General features: G+C 70.4%; 20 protein-coding genes. 16 read left to right on the top strand and 4 right to left on the bottom strand.

Annotated elements, in window-relative coordinates:
- Positions 1–4 precede the first annotated feature (4 nt).
- Positions 5–730 carry an ABC transporter ATP-binding protein gene (locus AB0D57_RS31135; protein WP_362080402.1) on the bottom strand — a complete coding sequence of 242 codons (726 nt, stop codon included), beginning with the start codon at positions 728–730 and terminating at the stop codon, positions 5–7.
- A gap of 105 nt (positions 731–835) precedes the next feature.
- Positions 836–2,296: an ABC transporter permease gene (locus AB0D57_RS31130; RefSeq protein WP_362080399.1), complete on the bottom strand. Its 1,461-nt coding sequence runs from the start codon at positions 2,294–2,296 to the stop codon at positions 836–838.
- Positions 2,297–2,688: 392 nt separating this feature from the next.
- Between AB0D57_RS31130 and AB0D57_RS31125 the strand changes: the two genes are divergently transcribed.
- Positions 2,689–3,909, top strand: coding sequence for a serine hydrolase (locus AB0D57_RS31125; RefSeq protein ID WP_362080396.1), 1,221 nt, complete (start codon positions 2,689–2,691; stop codon positions 3,907–3,909).
- A 290-nt stretch (positions 3,910–4,199) separates the two neighbouring features.
- Here AB0D57_RS31125 and AB0D57_RS31120 read toward each other — a convergent pair whose 3' ends face one another.
- On the bottom strand, positions 4,200–4,958 hold the full coding sequence (locus tag AB0D57_RS31120) for an SDR family oxidoreductase (RefSeq protein ID WP_362080468.1): 759 nt from the start codon (positions 4,956–4,958) through the stop codon (positions 4,200–4,202).
- 349 nt (positions 4,959–5,307) lie between these two features.
- The gene (locus AB0D57_RS31115; RefSeq protein ID WP_362080393.1) at positions 5,308–6,351 is read right to left on the bottom strand and encodes a Gfo/Idh/MocA family oxidoreductase; all 1,044 of its coding nucleotides are present in this window, start codon (positions 6,349–6,351) and stop codon (positions 5,308–5,310) included.
- 87 nt (positions 6,352–6,438) lie between these two features.
- Between AB0D57_RS31115 and AB0D57_RS31110 the strand changes: the two genes are divergently transcribed.
- The 15 genes from AB0D57_RS31110 to AB0D57_RS31040 all read left to right on the top strand — a co-directional run bounded on the left by AB0D57_RS31110 (position 6,439) and on the right by AB0D57_RS31040 (position 21,023).
- Positions 6,439–7,869, top strand: coding sequence for a multidrug effflux MFS transporter (locus AB0D57_RS31110; RefSeq protein ID WP_362080390.1), 1,431 nt, complete (start codon positions 6,439–6,441; stop codon positions 7,867–7,869).
- The gene (locus AB0D57_RS31105) at positions 7,812–8,996 is read left to right on the top strand and encodes a serine hydrolase domain-containing protein (protein WP_362080387.1); all 1,185 of its coding nucleotides are present in this window, start codon (positions 7,812–7,814) and stop codon (positions 8,994–8,996) included. Before AB0D57_RS31110 ends, AB0D57_RS31105 begins: the two co-directional genes overlap by 58 nt.
- A gap of 185 nt (positions 8,997–9,181) precedes the next feature.
- Positions 9,182–9,706 carry a 3-phenylpropionate/cinnamic acid dioxygenase subunit beta gene (locus AB0D57_RS31100; protein WP_362080385.1) on the top strand — a complete coding sequence of 175 codons (525 nt, stop codon included), beginning with the start codon at positions 9,182–9,184 and terminating at the stop codon, positions 9,704–9,706.
- Between the two features lie 19 nt (positions 9,707–9,725).
- Entirely contained in the window at positions 9,726–11,102 is a 1,377-nt protein-coding gene (locus AB0D57_RS31095; RefSeq protein ID WP_362080382.1) for an aromatic ring-hydroxylating dioxygenase subunit alpha, read from the top strand.
- Positions 11,095–11,742: an isochorismatase family protein gene (locus AB0D57_RS31090; RefSeq protein WP_362080379.1), complete on the top strand. Its 648-nt coding sequence runs from the start codon at positions 11,095–11,097 to the stop codon at positions 11,740–11,742. The genes AB0D57_RS31095 and AB0D57_RS31090 overlap by 8 nt, the downstream gene beginning before the upstream one ends.
- Complete coding sequence (locus tag AB0D57_RS31085; RefSeq protein ID WP_362080376.1) at positions 11,739–13,022, top strand: NADH-ubiquinone oxidoreductase-F iron-sulfur binding region domain-containing protein; 1,284 nt, start codon at positions 11,739–11,741, stop codon at positions 13,020–13,022. Before AB0D57_RS31090 ends, AB0D57_RS31085 begins: the two co-directional genes overlap by 4 nt.
- A gap of 102 nt (positions 13,023–13,124) precedes the next feature.
- A complete protein-coding gene (locus AB0D57_RS31080) occupies positions 13,125–13,319 on the top strand; it encodes a ferredoxin (protein ID WP_362080373.1) in 195 nt (64 codons plus the stop codon).
- A gap of 16 nt (positions 13,320–13,335) precedes the next feature.
- Positions 13,336–14,091 carry an SDR family oxidoreductase gene (locus AB0D57_RS31075; protein ID WP_362080370.1) on the top strand — a complete coding sequence of 252 codons (756 nt, stop codon included), beginning with the start codon at positions 13,336–13,338 and terminating at the stop codon, positions 14,089–14,091.
- 25 nt (positions 14,092–14,116) lie between these two features.
- Positions 14,117–15,136 carry a hypothetical protein gene (locus AB0D57_RS31070; protein ID WP_362080367.1) on the top strand — a complete coding sequence of 340 codons (1,020 nt, stop codon included), beginning with the start codon at positions 14,117–14,119 and terminating at the stop codon, positions 15,134–15,136.
- Positions 15,137–16,261, top strand: coding sequence for a hypothetical protein (locus AB0D57_RS31065; protein WP_362080364.1), 1,125 nt, complete (start codon positions 15,137–15,139; stop codon positions 16,259–16,261).
- Positions 16,254–17,126: a nitrilase-related carbon-nitrogen hydrolase gene (locus tag AB0D57_RS31060; RefSeq protein ID WP_362080361.1), complete on the top strand. Its 873-nt coding sequence runs from the start codon at positions 16,254–16,256 to the stop codon at positions 17,124–17,126. Before AB0D57_RS31065 ends, AB0D57_RS31060 begins: the two co-directional genes overlap by 8 nt.
- The gene (locus AB0D57_RS31055; RefSeq protein ID WP_362080358.1) at positions 17,123–17,392 is read left to right on the top strand and encodes a dihydrodiol dehydrogenase; all 270 of its coding nucleotides are present in this window, start codon (positions 17,123–17,125) and stop codon (positions 17,390–17,392) included. The genes AB0D57_RS31060 and AB0D57_RS31055 overlap by 4 nt, the downstream gene beginning before the upstream one ends.
- The gene (locus AB0D57_RS31050) at positions 17,392–18,216 is read left to right on the top strand and encodes a GntR family transcriptional regulator (RefSeq protein WP_362080355.1); all 825 of its coding nucleotides are present in this window, start codon (positions 17,392–17,394) and stop codon (positions 18,214–18,216) included. Before AB0D57_RS31055 ends, AB0D57_RS31050 begins: the two co-directional genes overlap by 1 nt.
- Positions 18,213–18,950, top strand: a complete 738-nt coding sequence (locus tag AB0D57_RS31045) for an Asp/Glu racemase (protein ID WP_362080352.1) — start codon at positions 18,213–18,215, stop codon at positions 18,948–18,950. Before AB0D57_RS31050 ends, AB0D57_RS31045 begins: the two co-directional genes overlap by 4 nt.
- A gap of 171 nt (positions 18,951–19,121) precedes the next feature.
- Positions 19,122–21,023 (top strand): FAD-dependent oxidoreductase, encoded by a 1,902-nt coding sequence (locus AB0D57_RS31040; protein WP_362080349.1) that lies wholly within the window; start codon positions 19,122–19,124, stop codon positions 21,021–21,023.
- Positions 21,024–21,089: the final 66 nt, after the last annotated feature.

The raw sequence follows: 21,089 nt of genomic DNA, 5'->3' as shown, positions 1-21,089 counted from the left end.
ATTGCTACTGGGCGAACTGCTCGGAAGCGGGAGCCGGAGCGCGGCGCACGCCGCCGTTCTGCTCCTTCAACGTGATCTGCCCCTTCTTGATGGTCGCGAGGCGGGGCGCGCGACGGGCGATGGACGAGTCGTGGGTGACCATGATGAAGGTCAGCCCGTACTCGTGCCACAGGCCTTCGAGCAGGCCCATGATGTCGTCGCGGGTGCCCTCGTCGAGGTTGCCGGTGGGCTCGTCGGCGAGCAGCACCTTCGGCTTCTTGACCAGCGCGCGGGCGATGGCGACGCGCTGCTGCTGGCCGCCGGACAGCTCGCTCGGCGCGTGGCCCAGACGGTCGCCGAGGCCGACCGAGGTCAGCGCCTCGGCGGCCCGCTCACGCCGTTCCTTGGGCTTCACACCGAGCGGTACGAGCGCCGTCTCGACGTTCTCCTGCGCGGTCAGCGTCGGGATGAGGTTGAACGACTGGAAGATGATGCCGATCTTCTCGGCGCGCAGCCGGGTCAGCTTGGCCTCGCTGATGGACGCGAGGTCAACGCCGTCCAGCTCGACGCTGCCGGAGGAGGGCCGGTCGAGACCGCCGATCATCTGGAGCAGGGTGGACTTGCCGCCGCCCGTGGGGCCCTGGATGACGAGCTGGTCGCCGTCCTCGATGGTGAGGTCGATGCCACGCAGCGCCTCGACCGTCTCCTTGCCCCGTGTGTAGCGCTTGGTGACGCCGGTGAGCTTGTACATGAGTTCTCCGAAGTGAAGAAAGTGAAGAAGAAGCAGCAGATGCAGAAGGGGGTGGGGCGCCGCGGCCCGGGGGGTACGGACGCGGCGCCCCGGCTCGGGGGAGGGTTACGAGACGCTGCGCAGCGCGTCCGCCGGGCGCATCCGGGAGGCACGCCAGCCGCCCATCGCACCGGCGATCAGACCGCCCGCGATGGCCAGACCGGCCGCGAGCGCGATGGTGGTCACCGAGACCGGCGCGGAGAGTGCGATCTCCAGGGTGTTCGAGGCCGCCTGCTGGCCACGACCGCCGCCGCCGGGACCGCCGCCCATCCCGCCACCGCCGCCGGTGGAGCCGAGCTCCGCGGTCAGCTTCGGGCTGATGGCCGTCACCGCGTACGCCGCGCCGAGGCCGATGGCGATGCCGAGCGCGCCGCCGAGCAGACCGTTCACGATGGACTCGCCGACGACTTGCCGGGTGACCTTGCGGGACGGCCAGCCGAGCGCCTTGAGGGTGCCGAACTCACGCACCCGGCGGGACACGGCGGAGGAGGTGAGCAGCGCGGCCACCAGGAACGCGGCCACGAGCACCGCGATGGACAGCCACTTGCCGACGCTGGTCGCCAGGTTGGAGGCGGTCGACAGCGAGCCGGAGACGGTGTCCGCGAGGTCGGCGGAGGTGGTGACCGTCGTACCCGAGATGTTCTTCTGGATGGTCGCCTTGACCGTGTCGATCTGCTTCGAGTCCGTCGCCTTGACGTAGATCGTGGTGACCTTGTTCTTCGAGTCGCCGAGCGTCTGCGCCTGCTTCAGCGGCAGATAGACGTCGGTGGTCGACTCGCTGCTGTCGGGCGTCGCGATGCCGATGATCTTGTACTTGGTGCCGGAGATCGTGACGGTCTTGCCGACCTTGTACTTGTTCTCCTTGGCGTACGACTTGCTGAGCACCGCGACCTTCGCGTTGGTCTGCGAGGTCGTGAACGCCTTGCCCGTGGTGATCTTCGAGGTGGCGAGCGGACCGAGGTCCAGGTCGGTGACGTCGACGCCCGCGACCGAGTACGAGTTCACGTCGAAGGAGGCGCCGCCGCCCCGCACCTGCGGCTGGCCGGTGCTGGTGCCGCCGCCGGGACCGCCCTGGCCGCCCTGCTGCTGGGTGGTCGAGGACTGCGCCTCGCCCTGGGTGAAGGAGCCGTCGACCTTGGTGACGTTCAGGCTCAGCGCGCCCACCGCGCTGGAAACGCCCTTCTGCGAGGCGACCTTGGTGACGAGCGAGGAGGCCAGCGACTGCCCGCCCTGCGTCATCACCCGGTCCGAGCTCTGCGTCTTGCTGCTGTCCGAGGACTGGGCGTCGAAGTCGAACTGAGGTCTGCCCGAGGAGTTGCCCGTGGGCGCTGTCTGGGCCTTCGTCACCGTCATGTCGGTGCCGAGCCCGTACAGCGACTTCAGGACCTTGTCCTGCGCTTGCTGCATGCCGGCCGACACCGAGTTGACGGTGATGACCAGCGCGATACCGAGCGCCAGACCCATGGCGATGACCAGGGCCGCCTTCTTGCGCCGGCTCAGTTCACGCTTGAGATAGATGCCAAACATCCCGTTCCTCAAAGGTTCTTGGCGCCCGCTGTGGGCGCGGCCACAAGCTATGGAGAAACCTTTGAGTCGGCCTGAGTAAGAGATGTGTGAGACCTGAGAAAGTGGGGTCCGGAATCAATATTCCATAAGACAGCTGATTCCTAAGGTCCGGAGGGGCTACTGCCAGGAAACGCCTGTTGGGTGGGCTCTTGGTGAAGAACAGCGGGCCCGCCCGGCGCGTAGCTTCCGGTGGGACGGCGGTCGGACGTACGGTGCGGGCCCGCACCTTCCTCGCATCCAAAAGCCGCGCCCGGCAGTGCCCTGCCGCGCTTTGCCGTTCCTTTGGGAGCGCCGTGCCTTTTCTTTATCACCCCGCCGCGCGGCGCCGCGGACCGGCTTTGTACGGTCCCGGAATGCGCGACTCCTCCCCGCTCCCTCCGCATGCCCCTCCGCATGTCCCTCCGCGTGCCGCGACGCTGTCCCGTCGTGCCGCGCTCGGCCTCGCCGCCGCGGCCGTTCCGTTGAGCGCGGCGGCACCGGCGTCGGCCGCCACCACCGTGATCGGTGGTGAGCGGCTCGGCCGCGCCGGCGTCCAGGTGCGCGGCGCCTCGGGGCTGCCCAAGGGGCTCACCGCCCGTGCCTGGCTCGTCGCCGACCACGAGAGCGGCCAGGTGCTCGCCTCGTACCACGCGCACCGGCGGCTGCCGCCCGCCTCCACGCTGAAGATGCTGTTCGCGGACACGGTGCTGGAGAAGTTCGAACGGGCCGAGCGGTACACGGTGACCGACGCCGACCTCGTCGGCATCCCCGCGGGCTCCAGCCTCGTCGGCGTCAAGGCCGGCATCACGTACACCGTCGAGCAGTTGTGGCTCGGCGTCTTCCTGCGCTCCGGCAACGACGCGGTGCACGTGCTCAGCCGCATGAACGGCGGCGTCGCCGAGACGGTCGCGCAGATGCAGACCAAGGCCGAGGACCTGCAGGCCCTGGACACGAAGGTGGTCAGCCCCGACGGCTTCGACCACAAGGGCCAGATGTCGTCCGCGTACGACCTGACGCTCTTCGCCCGGCACGGCCTCGCCGACGCCGACTTCCGCTCCTACTGCTCGACGAAGACAGCCGACTTCCCGGCCGGCGGCAAGAAGACCTTCCAGATCCAGAACACCGACCGACTGCTCACGGGCGCGTGGGGGGTGGAGACGTACGACGGTCTCATCGGCGTGAAGAACGGCTACACCAGCAACGCGGGCAACACCTTCACCGGCGCGGCGACCCGCGGCGGGCGGACCCTTCTCGTCACGGTGCTGCACCCGAAGAGCGGCGGCAGCGGAGTCTACGAGGAGACGGCCGTGCTGCTCGACTGGGGATTCGGGGCGGGGGCGAAGGCCGAGGCGGTGGGCACGCTCGTCGATCCGCTGAGCGAGGGCGGTTCCCGTGCGACGCCGGCGCCCACGCGGAAGGCGGCGAAGGGCGCGGCCGGTGCGCCCGCCTCCGCCGCGGGGGACCGCTCGTCCTGGGGGCTGGTCGGCGGGGCCGCGGGAGCGGTCGCTCTGCTCGCGGGCGGGGCGCTGGCGGTGCGCGGGCGGCGGCGCGTGGTCGCGGGGGACGAGTCCTCGGAAGGCCACCACCGGCGCTGACGTGGCGCCGTGCCGACTGTTATTGGCTGTTACCGGCCGTTATTGGGGCAGCCGCCCCGCGATCCGGTGCTTTCCTCGCGGTCCCGCGCGAGGTCCGCCCCCATCCGGGTCGCGGAACGGCTGCCACCTCCCCCCTCGGTGTGGACCGTGGTCGTACCGAAGCCCTCCACTCCAAGTGTGAAGCTCTTGTGGAGGAGGAACGAGCATAAGCCAGCTATCGGCCCGAACGGTACGGATGTTCAGCTTCCGTTTGTGCAAGTTGAGCCGTTGACGAGGTGCGCGCGGCGGCCTCAGCCGCGCCCCACGTACGGCATCGCCGTCGCCAGGACCGTCGCGAACTGCACATTCGCCTCCAGTGGCAGTTCCGCCATGTGCCGTACGGTGCGCGCCACATCCGTCACGTCCATCACCGGCTCGACCGCCATTTCCCCGTTCGCCTGCAGGGTTCCCGTCCGCATCCGCTCGGTCATGTCCGTCGCCGCGTTGCCGATGTCGATCTGACCGCAGGCGATCCGGTACGGACGCCCGTCCAGGGACAGCGACTTGGTCAGGCCCGTCAGTGCGTGCTTGGTCGCCGTGTACGCCACCGACTGCGGGCGGGGCGTGTGCGCCGAGATCGAGCCGTTGTTGATGATCCGGCCGCCCTGCGGGGCCTGCTCCTTCATCTGCCGGTATGCGGCCTGCGCACACAGGAAGGCACCGTTGAGGTTGGTGTCCACGACGTGCCGCCAGGCGTCGTACGGCAGTTCCTCGAGCGGGACACCGCCCGGGCCGAACGTACCGGCGTTGTTGAAGAGAAGGTCGAGCCGACCGAAGCGGTCGCGCACGGCGGCGAAGAGGGCGGCCACCTCGTCCGGCCGGGAGACGTCGGTGCGTACGGCTGTCGTACTCCCCTCGGGTGCGAGGGCCGCCGTCTCCTCCAGGGTCTCGATCCGGCGTCCGGCCAGCGCCACCGACCAGCCGGTGCGCAGCAGTTCCACCGCCACGGCGCGACCGATGCCGGAGCCCGCTCCGGTCACCACCGCGATCTTCGTCGGCTCGGTGTTCATGGCATCCATGGCATTCACGGCATTCATGGGCCCGCAGCGTACGGGAGGGCTCGGCGGCGGTCGGTCCGCCATGGCCCGCCAACTGGGACACCTGCGCCAGGCCAATCCGCATCTGAAGTTCTACAACGGGCGGCGCGGGCCGACTTCAAGACGGTGTCCGCCGTGACGGCGCCGGGGGCGCCGGTCGCGACGGCAGCGTCGTTCGTGACCGAGGTGGGGGAGCAGGGGCTCTGGCCGGTCTGAGGCCTCGGTGATTGATCTGACCGGCGTCAGTGGTTGATCGGCCGCAGTGGTTGATCGGCGTCAGTGGTTGATCGGCCGCAGTGGTTGAGCTCGCCCGGATGGGCCCTCAGTTGATCTCGCCGGGGTAGCGGACGCCGATGCGGTCCCGTATCGCGTCGAGCGTCCGCATCACGGCGAGGCTGCCGTTGAGGGGGACGAGCGGGGACTCGGTCTCGCCGGCGCGCAGGGCGCGCATCACCTCGGCGGCCTCGTGCTTGAGGCTGGTGCGGGGGCCGTCGGCCGGTTCAGCCGTGAACTCCTCGGGGTCGCGGCCGTCGCGGTGCAGGACGAGGCGGTCGGGGAAGAAGAAGCCGTCGGGGAGGTCGATGCGGCCCTGGGAGCCGGTGATGGAGGCGGAGACGGGGGTGCCGCCGTTGATGGAGCAGTGCACCGAAGCGAGAGCGCCGCTCTCCCAGCTGAGCACCGCTCCCGTCTGGAGATCGACGCCCTCGTCGGAGAGCACTGCTCTCGCGGTGATGTCCGAGGGCTCCCCGAGCAACAACTGCGCGAACGACACCGGATAGACGCCGAGATCGAGGAGCGCGCCGCCGGCCTGCGCGGGGTCACGCAACCGGTGCGACGGAGGCAGTACCCCGTTCCTCGCCTCCGGCAAGAGGTGCCCGGAAATCCCGAAGTCCGCCTGAATCGTGCGGACTTCACCGATCACGCCGTCGTCGACAAGCCCCTTGAGCCGCCGGATCAGCGGATTGCAGTACATCCACATGGCCTCCATCAGGAAGCGGTCGTGCTCCTTCGCGAGCGCGACCAGTTCCTCGGCCTCGCGCACGTTCAGCGTGAACGCCTTCTCGCACAGCACATGGCGTCCGGCCTGCAGACACATCCCGGTGGCGGCCCGGTGCGCCGAGTGCGGAGTGGCGACGTACACGACATCGATGTCCGTGTCCTCGGCGAGCGACGCCCAGTCCCCGTACGCCTTCGGTATCCCGAACCGCTCCGCGAACGCCTTCGCCGACGCGTCCGTCCGCGACGCCACGGCCACCACCTCGGCATCCGGCATGTCCACCAGATCCGCCGTGAACGCAGCGGCGATCCCGCCGGTCGCCAGAATTCCCCACCGCACCCGCTCGACCAGCTCGCGCTCGCCCGTCATCCCGGCCCCTCGCTCAGTTCTGTAACCCCGAACATCCCGTTCGAACTGAGAGCATAGGTGGCGGATTACTCGGAGAGGGAGGGGCTCATGCCCGAGCGTGGCCGTACCGCGCGGGACCAGGAAGACCCGGAGGGGCACATATCGAACACGGCGGTCGCCGACACCGACCTCGCTACCGACACCGACCTCGCTACCGACACCGACCTCGCTACCGGCACAGGTACAGGTACAGGCAGCGGCAGCGGCAGCGGCACCGGCACCTATGCGGCAGCCCCCGACCCCGGAACCCTCCGCCGCACCGGACTCCTCGTCACCCTGATCCTCGGTGGGCTCACCGCCACGCCCCCGCTGGCCATGGACATGTACCTCCCGTCCCTGCCGGAGGTCACCCGCTCGTTGCACGCCCCCGCCGCGACCGTCCAACTCACGCTGACCGCGTGCCTCGCGGGGATGGCGCTCGGCCAGCTCGTCATCGGACCGATGAGCGACAAGTGGGGCCGCCGGCGCCCGCTCCTCATCGGCCTCCTCGTCTACATCGTGGCCACCGCGCTGTGCGCCGTCGCGCCGAACATCGAACTCCTCGTCGCCTTCCGGCTCGCTCAGGGCCTCGCGGGCGCGGCCGGCATCGTGATCGCGCGGGCCGTCGTACGCGACCTCTATGACGGTGTGGAGATGGCCCGTTTCTTCTCCACCCTCATGCTGATCTCCGGCGTCGCCCCGATCGTCGCGCCGCTCATCGGCGGCCAGATCCTGCGCGCCACGGACTGGCGGGGTGTGTTCGTTCTCCTCGCCGTGGTCGGCATCGCGCTCACCGCGGTCGTCTGGACGAGGCTCCCCGAGACCCTCGAACCCCGCGAGCGGCACAGCGGCGGGGTCGGCGAGGCCCTGCGCTCGATCCGCGGACTGCTCGCCGACCGGGTCTTCACCGGCTACATGCTGACGGGCGGCTTCGTGTTCGCCGCGCTGTTCGCCTACATCTCCGCCTCGCCGTTCGTGATCCAGGAGATCTACGGCGCGTCCCCGCAGACCTTCAGCCTGCTCTTCGGACTCAACTCCGTCGGCCTGATGATCGCCGGTCAGGTCAACGGCAAGATCCTGGTCGGCCGGGTCAGCCTGGACAAGGTCCTCGGCGTCGGCCTCGCGGTCGTCACCCTCGCCGCGACCGCCCTGCTCCTGATGTCCACCGGTGTCTTCGGCGACGTAGGACTCGTGCCGGTCGCCGCCGCCCTGTTCGTGCTGATGTCCGCGATGGGCATCGGCCTGCCCAACACGCAGACGCTGGCCCTGATGCGGGTGCGGCACGCCGCCGGCTCCGCGTCGGCGCTGCTCGGCACCTCCTCCTTCCTCATCGGCGCGATCGCCTCGCCGGTCGTGGGTATCGCCGGGGAGGACACCGCCGTTCCGATGGCCGTCGTCCAACTGGCCGCGGTACTGGTGGCCGCCGTCTGCTTCGTGGGACTGTGCCGTCCCTGGCAGACGGGACGCAGCACATCGGAAGTAAAGGCGGCGGACAGCTGAGCGCACCGAGACTGCGCGTCGGCACACCGGAGCGGGCCGGGCTCGACCCCACGGAACTGCGCCGACTCGTACGCGACGTCCAAGCCCTCACGCGTGGGCCGCGCCCCTGGACGGCGGGCGTCGTGCTGGTCGCAGGGCGCGGCCCGGTCATCGCCGTCGAGGAGGCTGCGGGCTGGGCGGTGCGCTACGCGTCGTACGACGAGGAGACCGACACCGGGGTCGAACTGCCGCCCGAGGCGCGCGTGCCCATGAACGTGGACACCCCCTTCGACCTGGCCTCCCTCACCAAACTGTTCACGGCGGTCGCCGCGGTGCAGCAGCTGGAGCGGGGCACGCTCGGCATCGACGCGCGGGTGGGGGCGTATCTGCCGGAGTTCCGCGCGGCCTCCGCCTGCGACATCACCGTACGGCAGCTGCTCACGCACACCTCCGGGCTGCGGCCCGAACTCCCGCTGTACGACTGCCCGGACGACGGGGCACGGCTCGCGATGCTGCGTGCCGAGGCCCCCACGTCCGAACCGGGCGCATACCTGTACTCGGACCTGAACCCGCTCCTCCTCCAGTACGTCCTGGAACGCGTCACCGGCCACACGCTCGACGTCCTCATCCGCGACGGGATCACCCGGCCGCTCGGTATGACCGCGACCTGCTTCGGCCCCTGCCCCGGCGCGGCGGCGACGGAGGACCAGCGGCGGCCGTGGGCCAAGACGGACCGGGGGATGCTGCGGGGAGTCGTGCACGACGAGAACGCGTGGGCGCTCGGCGGGGTGGCCGGGCACGCGGGCCTCTTCTCCACGGCCCACGACCTCGCGGTCTTCTGCCGCACCCTCCTCGCGGGCGGCTCCTACGGCCCCGCCCGTATCCTCGGCCCCGACTTCGTCGAACTGATGCTCACCCCGCCCGGCTTCGGCTTCGCCCTCGACCAGCCCTGGTTCATGGGCGACCTCGCCTGCCGTGGCGCCGCCGGTCATACGGGCTTCACGGGTACGTCCCTGGTGCTGGACCCGGCGACGGACACGTTCCTGGTGCTGCTGGCGAACACCGTCCACCCGAGGCGCCGCCCGGCGAACAGCGCCCCACGGGCGGCGGCGGGGACGCGGCTGGCGCGGGCGGTACGGGGGGCTTGACGGGGTGCCCCGAGCGGCGGGCTGCGGTCACCGTCGGGCCCGTGAGGTCGGCCGTGCCTGCCGGACCGGATGAGCCGCATCTCCCCTGGGTCTCCTGCGTGGCGGTTACAAGCAGTTCACCGCGGGGTATTGCCGTCCACAAAAGTGCATGCAAAAGTGTGTTCATCTTGGAAGGGAGGGTCTCCATGGCCGGGACGAGTGTCAGGGCGAGAGTGGGCAGCGCTCTTTACAACGAGGTCGTCGAGTGGATGGACACCGAGGCTGAGCTGCTGGACGCCTACCGGGAACGCGAGTGGCTGGAGGCGATGGTCAGCCGTGACGTGGTGTACCAGGTGCCGATCCGGCAGACCGTGGAGCGGGCGCGCGGGAACGGCTTCATCGACGGGGCGTTCCACCTGGATGAGACGTACGGATCGCTGGAGAGCCGGGTGGCGCGGAACGAGACCGCTTACGCCTGGGCGGAGGATCCGCCCTCCCGTATCCGCCACTTCGTGACCGGGATCAGGGTCGCCGAGGACGCGGACCGGGTGACCGTACGCAGCAATCTGCTGATCTACCGCACGCGGCAGGAGCAGACCCAGCCGCAGCTGCTTTCCGGTGAGCGGCAGGACCAACTGCGCAGGGAGGACGGTGTGCTACGCCTCCTCCGCCGCGAGGTCCTGCTGGATCTCACGGTGATCGGGACCCACAACCTTTCCATCTTCTTCTGACTCCGAGAGGAACGCGGCGATGACGCAGGCGAAAAGCACGAGAGCCGACGCGCTTCTCGACGAACTCGACACCGGTCTGGCTGAGGGCGAGGTCCCCGCAGGGCTGTTCGGGAACCAGGAGATCTACGACCGTGAGTTGCGCGCGGTCTTCGGCCGGTGCTGGGTGTTCCTCGCACACGAGTCGGAGATCGAGGCCAACGGCGACTACGTCCTACGCAAGATCGGCGAGGACAACTTCATCGTGATCCGCGATGAAGAGGGCGGAATCAACGTCCTGTTCGACGCATGTCGGCACCGCGGGGTGCAGGTGTGCCGCGCGGACTCGGGCAACACCTCGCACTTCCGGTGTCCGTACCACGGCTGGACGTACAACGCGAAGGGCGACCTCGTGGGTGCGCCGTTGTGGCGCAACGCGTTCGGCGGGATGCCGAAGGAGGGCAACGGGCTGTCGAAGGCCGCGCGGGTGCAGTCGTACCACGGCCTGATCTTCGCGACGCTGGATCCTTCGGCTCCTCCGCTGGAGGAGTATCTGGGCGGCATGGCCTGGTACTTGGACCTGCTGTTCGGTCTCAACGAGCACGGCATGGAGGTCGTCGGGCCGCCGCAGCGCTTCGTCATCGACGCCAACTGGAAGTCGGGCAGCGAGAACTTCGCCGGCGACGACTACCACCTGGGCACACTGCACCGGTCGGTGTGGGAGATCGGCGCCTTCCCGGTGCCCTTCCGCGAGAACATGATGGGCTATCACATCCAGGCGGCCCCCGGGCATTCGCTGTCGTTCTCGATGGCGCCCACCGAGGACGAGCCGGGCCCGAAGTTCTTCGGGTTCCCCGAGGAGCTCGCCGAGACCTTCGACACCAGCCGCATCAGCGACCACCAGCTCGACATCGCGCGGCGTTCCCGCGTGATGGTCGCCAACGTCTTCCCGAACTTCTCGATGCTGGCTCTGCCGATGACCGAGGACGGCGCCAACCACGCGCCGACCGGCGTCGTGACCATTCGCATGTGGCAGCCGCACGGAGTCGGCCAGGTGGAGATCTGGAACTGGTTCTGCGTCTACAAGAACATGACGCCCGAGCAGAAGGACCGCTCCTACCGGGCCGGGCTCGGCACGTTCTCCATGGGCGGCGCGTTCGAGATGGACGACACCGAGCCGTGGATCACCGTCAGCCGCACCGGCCGCTCCGTCGCCGCCGACCTCCTGGACTTCAAGCTCAACTACCAGATGGGGATGCCGGGCGTCGGCATCGCCAAGCCGGTGGAGGACTGGGAGGGCCCGGGTATCGCCTACTGGACCCGCTACGAGGAGGGCGTACAGCGCAACCTGTACCGCCACTACGCGGACATGATGCGTGCCGAGCCCGGCACCTGGCCGAAGTCGAGTTTCGATGACTGACTGGATGGAGGCGGTGCGGGAGCAGTACCGCGGGCGGGGAGTGGGGGAGCGGCTGGCAGCGGGCCGGAAGCCCGGTGTGGTGGTCGTGGACCTCATCAATGGCTTCACCGACCCCGCTTGCCCCCCTGGCTCCGACCTGGACGCGGTCGTCGAGCGCACGGCTGAGCTACTGGAGCGGGCCCGTACGGCCGGGCTGCCCGTCTTCTTCACCACGATCTCGTACGAGCACCGTGACCTGGACGAACTCGTCTGGCTGCGCAAGATGCCCGCGCTGCGGGCGCTCACAGCGGGTTCGCGGTGGGTGGAGGTGGACGAGCGGCTGGCGCCCCGGGACACCGAGCCGGTGATCGCCAAGAAGGCCGCCTCGGCTTTCCACGGCACCGATCTCGCCCAGAGGCTGGCAGCCGCGGGGGTGGACAGCCTGATCGTCTGCGGCGCCACCACCTCCGGCTGCATCCGGGCCACCGTGATCGACGCGTGTGCGGAGAACTTCTCGGTGCGCGTTCCGCGCGAGTGCGTGGGCGACCGGGCCGCAGGGCCGCATGAGGCCAACCTCTTCGACATCGACGCCAAGTACGCCGATGTGGTGGGCCTGGACGAGGTGCTGAATGAGGTGCTCGGCGAGGTGACGGCCGGATGACGCCGCCGACCGCGAGCCTCGCAGAGGCCGCCGGGCATGTGTTCGGTGCGGTATCCGGTCCGGCCGTGGACCGTCTGACCGCGGCGCACGCGCCCGGCATCGAGCCCCGTCTGGCCGCCGACCGCCCGCTCGACCTCGCCGCCGAGCAGGAACGCGGTACGTACGGACCGCCGACGTGCCCCGACGTGATCGCCGAACTGGAGGCCGCCGGACTGCGCGGCCGCGGCGGCGCCGGGTTCCCCGCGCACATCAAGTGGCGCGGGGTCGCGGAAGCCGACGGGCCCCGAGTGGTCGTGGCCAACGGCGAGGAGGGCGAGCCGAGTTCGTACAAGGACCGCTGGCTGCTGACGCACCGGCCGCACCTCGTGCTGGACGGGCTGCTGCTCGCTGCCCGCACCGTCGGAGCCGATCGGGCCGTCGTCTACCTCTCCCACCCCGAGACCGAGACCGCCGTCCGCGCCGCGATCGCCGAGTTCGACGCGGCGATCCTCGACCCGGCGACCGGGGTGCGCCTGGATGTGCACGTCGTGGCGCCGACCTATGTGGCGGGCGACGAGACGGCGGTCTGCCGGTCCATCAGCGGAGGCCCGGCGCTGCCGACGGCCCGCCCGCCCCGGGTCGGCGAGAAGGGAGTGGACGGCCTGCCGACGCTCGTGTCGAACGTCGAGACGCTGGCCCACGCCGCATGGATCGCCCGGAACGGTGCGGCGGCCTACCGCGCCCACGGCACCGCGGAGTCGCCCGGCACCACCTTGATGACGCTCAGCGGTGCCTGTGCGCGGCCGGGTGTCTACGAGGTCCCCTACGGGCTGACAGTCGCCGAACTCTTCGAGCTGGCGGGCGGGTTCACCTCGCCTCCGGCCGGGTTCCTGATGGGCGGCTGGTTCGGTGGTCTGCTCGGCCCGGCGCACGCGGCGACCGTCTGCTGCTATGACGCCGTCCGCGCGGCGGGATCAGGGCTGGGCTGCGGGGCGATCACCGCGCTGCACGCCGACCAGGACCCGCTCGCCGTCGCGGCCGAGGTCTCGGCCTGGTACGCCGCCGAGTCCGCGCAGCAGTGCGGGGTGTGCGTCAAGGGCACCGCGTCCATCCGGGACGCCTTCGCCTCGCTCGGCGCGGGCACCGCCACGGCCCGGGACCGGGACAATCTCGCCCGCTGGGGACAGACCCTGCCCGGCCGGGGCGCCTGTGCCTTCCTCGACGGTTCCGCGACCTGGGCGCGCACGGTGCTGGCGGAGTTCCCCGAGCACATCGGCGCCGGCGACACGGACCCGCAGTAGCAGCACCGGCACCAGCACCAGTAGCAGGAACAGCACCAGCAGCAGGAACGGCACCACCCCGCAACAGCAACACCCGCACCAGTGACACCGAAGGAGAGCCCCATGAAGGCAACCGTTGACTCCACCAAATGCAACGGATACGGCACCTGTGCGGACGAGGCGCCCACCGTCTTCCTGCTCGACGAGTGGGGCTACGCCGGTGTCATCGGCGACGGGACGGTGACCGACACCGACAAGGATGCCGCCTGCAAGGCCGCCGAGGGCTGCCCCGAGCGCGCCATCACCCTTCACGACTGAACTGAACGGAAGAGTCATGGATCTCGGACTCAAGGGCAAGGTGGCCCTGGTCACCGCCGCAAGCAAGGGCATCGGGCAGGCGATCGCACGTCAGCTCGTCGCCGAGGACGCAGTCGTCGCCGTCAGCGCCCGTACGCCGGTCGTGGCGGAAGGCCAGACCTCGTATCCCACGGACCTGATGGACCCCGCGGCCGTCGAAAGGCTGATCCCCGATGTGATCGCCGCGCACGGCGCGCTGGACATCCTGGTCGTCAACACACCAGGGCCCAAGATCATGCCGGTGCTCGAGACCGAGCCGGCCGACTGGGACACCGCCTACAACCAGCTCGTACGGCCCGCGGTGCAGTTGGCCACCGGCGCGGCCCGGGCGATGGCGGCGAACGGCGGCGGCTCGATCCTCTTCATCACCTCGACCTGGGTGAAGCAGCCCGCTGTCGGTGGCGGCCTTTCGGCGTCCATGCGCTCGCTGCTGTCGGCCCTGGCCAAGCAGATGTCGCTGGAACTCGCGGCGCAGGGCGTGCGCATCAACCAGCTCATGCCCGGGGCCACCGGAACCGACCGGATGGAGAACATCGTGGCGGCCAAGTCGGCGGCCAACGGCACGACCCGTGAAGAGGAGATCGCGAAGGTTGTCTCCGCCATTCCGATGGGCCGCTGGGCCGAGCCGGAGGAGATCGCCCGGGCCGCCGCCTACCTCGTCTCCCCGGCCGCCGCGTTCGTCACGGGCGAGACGCTCGCCGTCGACGGCGGCGCCATCCGCTCCACCCTCTGACCGACCGAAGGATTGGTAGTAAGACATGCCGAAGACCCTGCGTGAACTGTTCGTCGACCAGTACCGGCTGTGCAAGCTGGCCCCGAACGAGACGGTCGCCATCATCTCCGAGCTCGGCCAGAAGACCGACTACTCCGAGGCCGCCGTGGCCGCCGCCCGGGACATCGGCGCCGGCGCCCTGGTGCTCACCGCCTCCAGCCTGTCCAACCCGATGCTGCCGCCGTACGAGGCCGACGGCCGCGAGGTCGCCGCGCTGCTGGCCGCCGCCGCCGAGTGCGACCTGGTGATCGACGTGACCGTCGGCGGGCTCATCCACTCCGACGTGCGCACCCGGATCACCGGCAACGGCAAGCGGATGCTGTTCGTCGCCGAGCCCGCCGACGTGCTGGAACGCCTGATGGGCGACGACGACCTCCGCAAGACCGTCGAGGCCGGCGGCCGGCTGCTGAAGGCGGGCAGCACGCTGCGCGTCACCAGCGCCGCGGGCACCGACCTGACCGCCGACATTTCCGGCGAGGACCTCCCGATCACCCACCAGTGGGGCTACGTCGACGAGCCCGGCCGCTGGGACCACTGGCCGAGCGGCTTCGTCGCCTGCTTCCCGCGCGACCGCACCGCCGAGGGCACCATCGTGCTTCAGCCGGGCGACGTGCTGATCCCGTGGCAGCGCGCCGTGCGTGACACCGTCACCCTCACCGTCGAGAAGGGCTTCATCACCGGCGTCGAGGGCAAGGGCAACGACGCGTTCGTCCTGCAGGACTACTTCGACGCCTGGCAGGACCCGGAGGTCTTCGCGGTCTCCCACATGGGCTGGGGCGTGCACCCGATCGCCCGCTGGTCGGCCTTCGAGGTGTACGAGCCGCGCTCCCTGTACGGGCAGGAACTGCGCTCCACGGCGGGCAACTTCATGTGGTCCACCGGCCCGAACCGCTTCGCGAACCGCGAGACCCCCGCGCACCTCGACATCCCGATGCGCGGCTGCACCGTCGAGATCGACGGCACGGCGGTCGTCCGTGACGGCAAGCTGACCGGCGAGGGAGCGTAGATGGACACCCGCACACTGGAGCGCGCGATCCTCGCGCTCGGCAAGGACACCGGGCTGCTGGGCCGGTTCCGCGCCGACCCGGCCGGCGTGGGCGCCGCCGAGCTCGGTCTGGACGCCGAATGGGCCGGGGTGATCGCCGGAGGCGACCGCGACCGGCTGCGCTCGGCCGGGGTCGTGGACGGCATCACCATCCTGGTCAGCCGCTGGTTCGCCGACGACCTGGGCGACTCGACGAGCTCCGGCCGCTTCCACGTCGAGACCTCGACGCCGCTGCCCGAGCCGAACGTGCCGGAGAACCTGGTGTTCGCCGGTGGCTGCTCGCACGTACCGGACCTGCTGGCCCGGCCCGAGGTGGACCCCGCCGACGCGGTGGCCCGGCTGACCGAGGGCTACCGGCAGCTGGCCGAGCGGATCGCGGCCGCCGAGCCCGACGTGCTCATCGTGACGGCGGACTGCCACTTCCAGAGCTTCAGGACCGGCGCCTTCGTCATCGGCACCGGCAAGGAGCACACCGGGTCGATGGAGTTCTTCAAGCGCCCCGACCTCGACCTCACCCTGACCGGCGCGCCCGAGTACGCCCGCGCGCTGGCCAACGCGGTGCGTGCCGAGGAGATGGAGGTGGAGGAGTCCGAGCGGATCGACCTCGACCACGGTCTGATCGTCCCGCTGCGGCAACTGCTGCCCCGACCGGACCTGCCGGTGATCCCGATCATCACGCAGCCCGCCCGCTCCTTCTCGCCGTTCGGCGCCCGGGCCTTCGGCGAGGTGCTCCGCTGCGTGGTCGAGGAGCGCGACCTGAAGGTGGCGATGCTGGCCACCGGCGGTCTGTCGCACTGGCTCGACCCGGGCAAGTTCGGCGGTGTGGACGTCGAGTTCGACACCTACATCCTGGAGATGCTGCAGGCCGGACGAGGCACCGACCTGGCGAATCTCGAGCCGTACGCGCTGCTCGACCACGGGCAGTACGAATTCCCCAACTGGCTGATCATGCTGGGTCTCACCGGCCCCGGCGTACGCGGCGAGGTGCTCGCGTACGAGCCCATGGAGGTGTCCGGCGGCGGCTGGACGGTCGTCGACATGCTCCTGTCGGAGCGCGAAGCCGTGGAGGCGGGCGACCGTGACTGACCGGACACTGCGGGTCGGCCTCACCCAGTGGCACGCCACCCGGGACCTGGCCACCAACACGGCCACGGCCGTACGGATGGTGTGCGAGTGCGCCGCCGCAGGGGCCGATCTGGTGCTGCTGCCCGAGAACGGGCTGATGCTCGGTACCAACACCGAGATGCGTGAGGCCGCCCTCGCGGTGGACTCCCTGGAGATCACCAGCCTGCGGCAGGCCGCCAAGGAGTCGGGAACGGTGGTCGTGCTGGGCGGCTTCAAGCGGCGCGGCCCGGACGACATTCGCAACACGGCCCTGGTGATCGACGCCGACGGCGAGATCGTCGGCGGCTACGACAAGATCCACCTGTTCGACGCCCGCGTCGACGGCCGGTCCTTCGAGGCGTCCGGCGTCGAGACCGCGGGCGACCGCCCGGCGCTGCTCCGGGTCGCCGGCACCACCCTAGGTCTGACGATCTGCTACGACGTCCGCTTCCCGGAGCTCTACCGGGCGCTCGCCCTGTCCGGCGCCGAAGTCCTGCTGGTCCCGGCGGCGTTCACGCAGCGGACCGGCGAGGCCCACTGGGAGGTGCTGCTGCGCGCACGCGCCATCGAGAACGCCGCCTACGTGGTGGCCTCGGCGACGATCCGGGGGCGGGGCGACGACGCCGACGACGCGTTCCCCACGTACGGTCACGCCCTCGCGGTGGGTCCCTGGGGTGAGGTGCTCGCCGACCTCGGTGAGCAGGCGGCGGCCTGGCAGGTCGTCGACCTGGACCTGAGTCAGGTGGCAGCACGTCGCCAGGCCTTGCCGGTACTGAACGGTGTGAAGACTGACGCCTACGGGGTCCCTCCTGAGATCATTGATGCAGATGCGAGGGAGAGAACATGACCACCGAACCGCCGCTGGGTGAGGGCGTCGTCCGGGCCGGCGAGAGCTTCGGCATCGGCAACGAGTTCACCGGAGTGCAGGTACGCAAGGTGTGGACGCGACAGGGCGAGCGGCTGGAGCTCTTCGTGCCCAAGCGGGGCTACCGCATCCTGCTCGACGCCATGCAGCTGGAGATCATCGCGGCTCAGGAGCCCGGGCGCTTCAGCGAGCTGTTCGCGATCTCGTTCGGAGCCGAGGAGCCGGCGCCGGGGGAGGACGACGTCTGATGGCAACGGGAACCAGACCGGGGACGACGGTCGAGGAGATCTACCGGACCCTGCGGGAGCGGATCATAGAAGGGCAGTACATGCCCGGGTTCCGCATGTCGCAGGGCGCGCTGGCCGCCGAGCTGGAGACCTCCCGCACCCCGCTGCGCGAAGCACTGCACCGCCTGGAGGCCGACGGGCTGGTGGTCGCCGAGGCCAACCGCGGCATGGAGGTCGCGCCGACCAGCCCGGCCGACGTGGAACAGCACTATGTGCTGCGGCTGCTGGTGGAGCCGCCGACGATCTCCGGCATCATCGACCAGCTCACCGAGGACGACCTCGAACGAATGACCAAGGACCTGGAGGCGATGGAGGCGGCCCGCCACCGCATCCGCGACTTCCAGGAGGCGCACCACCGCTTCCACCGGAACGCGCTGCGCCGCTACCCGAAGGCGCTGGCCGAGCTCACCGAGTCGCTGACCCTGAAGATCTACCGTCACCAGCGCCTCTATCTGTCGCACCCGCACGCCCCCGAGCACTTCACCAGCGTCGATCGCCTGTTCTTGGAAGCGGTCCGCGCCCGCGACACCGAACTCGCGCGCCAGATCCTGGAGTTCCACCTCATCGACGCCGCGCTCGGCCTGGTGCTGGACAGCGACCCGGACCACCGGTTCGACGCGCTGCTCGTCGCGACCAGAGGCCTCGGCATCGAGCTGGGCACCACCGCCGACAACCGGGTGGACCGACCCGCCTCGCTGCGCTGGCGCCGCCTCGGTGCACGCGCCGACCTCGAACTGCACACGTCCAACCTGCGCCTGCTGCGCACCGAAGGAGACAGCTCATGACCGCGACCCGGGTCGGCCTCATCGTGCCGAGCTCGAACACCACGATGGAGACCGAGATCCCCGCGATGCTCCGGGCCCGCGAGGAGGTGCGCCCCGAGCGGTTCACCTTCCACTCGTCCCGGATGCGGATGCAGCAGGTGACCCCGGAGCAGCTGCGGGACATGGACGACCAGTCGCTGCGCTGCGCCCGCGAACTCGCGGACGCCGAGGTCGACGTGATGGCCTACGCCTGCCTCGTCGCCATCATGGCGCGGGCCACGGGTTACCACCGTGAGAGCCAGCGGCGCCTGGCCGAGATCGCGGAGGGCACCCCCGTCGTCTCGTCCGCCGGCGCGCTGGTGGAGGGGCTGCAGCACCTCGGCGCGAAGAAGATCTCGGTGATCGCGCCGTACATGAAGCCGCTCACCCAGACCGTCTGCAACTACATCGAGGCCGAGGGCGTGGAGGTCCACGACTCGATCAGCCTGGAGGTCCCGGACAACCTGGCGGTCGGCCGTCTGGACCCGGCGCAGCTCGTCGACATCGCCGCCAAGGTCGACACCTCCGGGGTGGACGCCCTGGTGCTCAGCGCGTGCGTGCAGATGCCCTCGCTGCCGGCGGTGGAGCAGATCCAGAGCGCCTTCGACATCCCGGTGGTGACCGCCTCCGTGGCCACGGTCTGGAAGACGCTGCGGGAGCTCGGACTGGACCCGGTCGCGCCGCGCGCGGGGTGGCTGCTGGCTGACCGCGGCTGACCTTCTTTTGGCCCTGCTTGTGCATGCATTTGTGCATGCACAAGCAGGCAGGGGGACCCGGCGCGGGCAGGCGCCGCCTTCGCGCCGAACGCACGAGCCCGGACCCCTCCCGCCCCGACCCGGTCGGAGCTGTCCGGAACCGCTGAGGAACCGAACCAGGAGATGGATGCCATGGCACTGCACACCCTGTTCCGCCCCGGCCGCATCGGCTCGCTCGAACTGAAGAACCGCGTCATCAAGTCGCCCCAGACCACCGCCCTGGCCAACCAGGACGGCACGGTCACCCAGCGGCTGGTCAACCACTACAAGCGGCTCGCCGAGGGCGGTCCCGGCCTGATCGTCGTCGAGTACAGCTACGTCGACGACGACGCCAGCAAGTCCATCCACGCGCAGCTCGGGATCTCCCGCCGCGAGCACATCCCCGGCCTCGGCTGGCTCGTCGACGAGGTCCATGCCGCAGGCGCGAAGATCGGCATCCAGCTCGAGCACTGCGGCCGGCAGAAGTTCCTCGGCGTCCAGCCGATCAAGACCGCGTCCGAGGTCTCCTGGGACTACGTCGAGTCCCAGTACGGCGAGCGGCCCCAGGTCCTGACCGATGAGGAGATCCAGGGAGTCGTCGCGTCCTTCGCGGACGCCGCCGAGCGCGCCTGGCTGGCCCGGTTCGACCTCGTCGAGGTGCACGCAGGCCACGGCTACCTGCTGACCAACTTCCTGTCCCCGCACACCAACAAGCGCACCGACCGCTACGGCGGCTCCTTCGAGAACCGCGCCCGGCTGACCCTGGAGGTCGTCGCCGCCGTCCGGGAACGCGTGCCGCGCGACTTCCCGCTCAGCGTGCGCGTCTCGGTCACCGACTACGAGAAGGACGGCATCCCGATCGAGGAGACCGTCCAGCTGGCGCAACTGCTTCAGGCCGCGGGTGTGGACGTCATCCACGCCTCCGGCGGCCACCACGCGCTGATGGAGTACGAGGTCAGCCCCTGGTACATGCCGCGCGCCCTGCACCGCTGGGGCTGGGAGAAGATCAAGCCCGAGGTGACGATCCCGGTCATCGGCTCCGGTTCCCTGGTCACTCCTCAGGTCGCGGCCGAGGCACTGGAGGGCGGCGCCGACTTCGTCTCCCTCGGCCGGGCGATGCTGGCCGACCCGGACTGGACCCGCAAGGCCCAGGAGGGACGGCTGCTGGACATCGTCCCGTGCATCCGCTGCAACGACGGATGCCTCGACCGCGGTCTCAACGCGGGCCGCAGCACGGGCTGCACGGTCAACCCGTCGATGGGGGAGGAGTACCGCTACCCCGTCGAACCGGCGGCCGTCCGCCGCCGCGTCGCGGTGGTCGGCGCAGGCCCCGCCGGGCTGCGCGCCGCCGCCGTGCTCGCCGACCGGGGCCACGACGTGACGCTCTACGAGCCCGGGGAGCTCGGCGGAGCTCTGGTGCCCGCGACGCGCTTGCCCTCCAAGCAGGACCTCGCGGGACTCCGCGACCACCTCGTCCACCAGGTGCGTTCCCGCCCCGTCGAGATCGTCGCCGAGCACGCCGACGCCAAGACGCTCGCGGACGGGGGCTTCGACCTGGTGTACGTGGCCACGGGCGCGGTCCCGCGGGAGCTGCCGGGCGCGCGCCCGGCCCGGGATGTCATGGATCCGAAGGACGTCGTGTCGCCCGTTGTGATCGTCGGCGGCGGGATGGCCGGAGCCGACACGGCGCTGTGGCTGGCCGGCGCCGGACACGAGGTCACCCTGGCGGAGGCCGGAGCGGGGATCCTCGGCAATCGTGAGGTCTTCACCGACGCGATGGTGCTGCCGCAGATCCTCGCCGACATGGGCGTGACGGTCCTCACCGGCGCCGAGGTGACGGAGTGCGGCGCGGACGGCGTCCGCACCGCGGACGGACGGCTGATACCCGCCGCCACGGTCCTGGCCGCCATCGGCAACGACAGCGGCTCCGGGCTCGCGACCGCGCTGCGCGAGGCCGCCCCGGACCTGGAGGTCGTCACGCTCGGCAGCGCCGCGCGCAACGGACGGGTCTTCGACGCCCTCCACGGGGCGTTCTTCGAGGCCCGTCGCGCGTGATCTTGTCCCCGTGTGCCGCCCCCGAAGAGGGGCGGCACACGGGACGGGGTTCCATAGACAAACGCA

The organism is Streptomyces sp. NPDC048275, from assembly GCF_040652275.1.
GTDB lineage: Bacteria > Actinomycetota > Actinomycetes > Streptomycetales > Streptomycetaceae > Streptomyces.
Note: the sequence above shows the minus strand (reverse complement) of the source record. Positions and strands in the feature narration are given on the sequence as shown.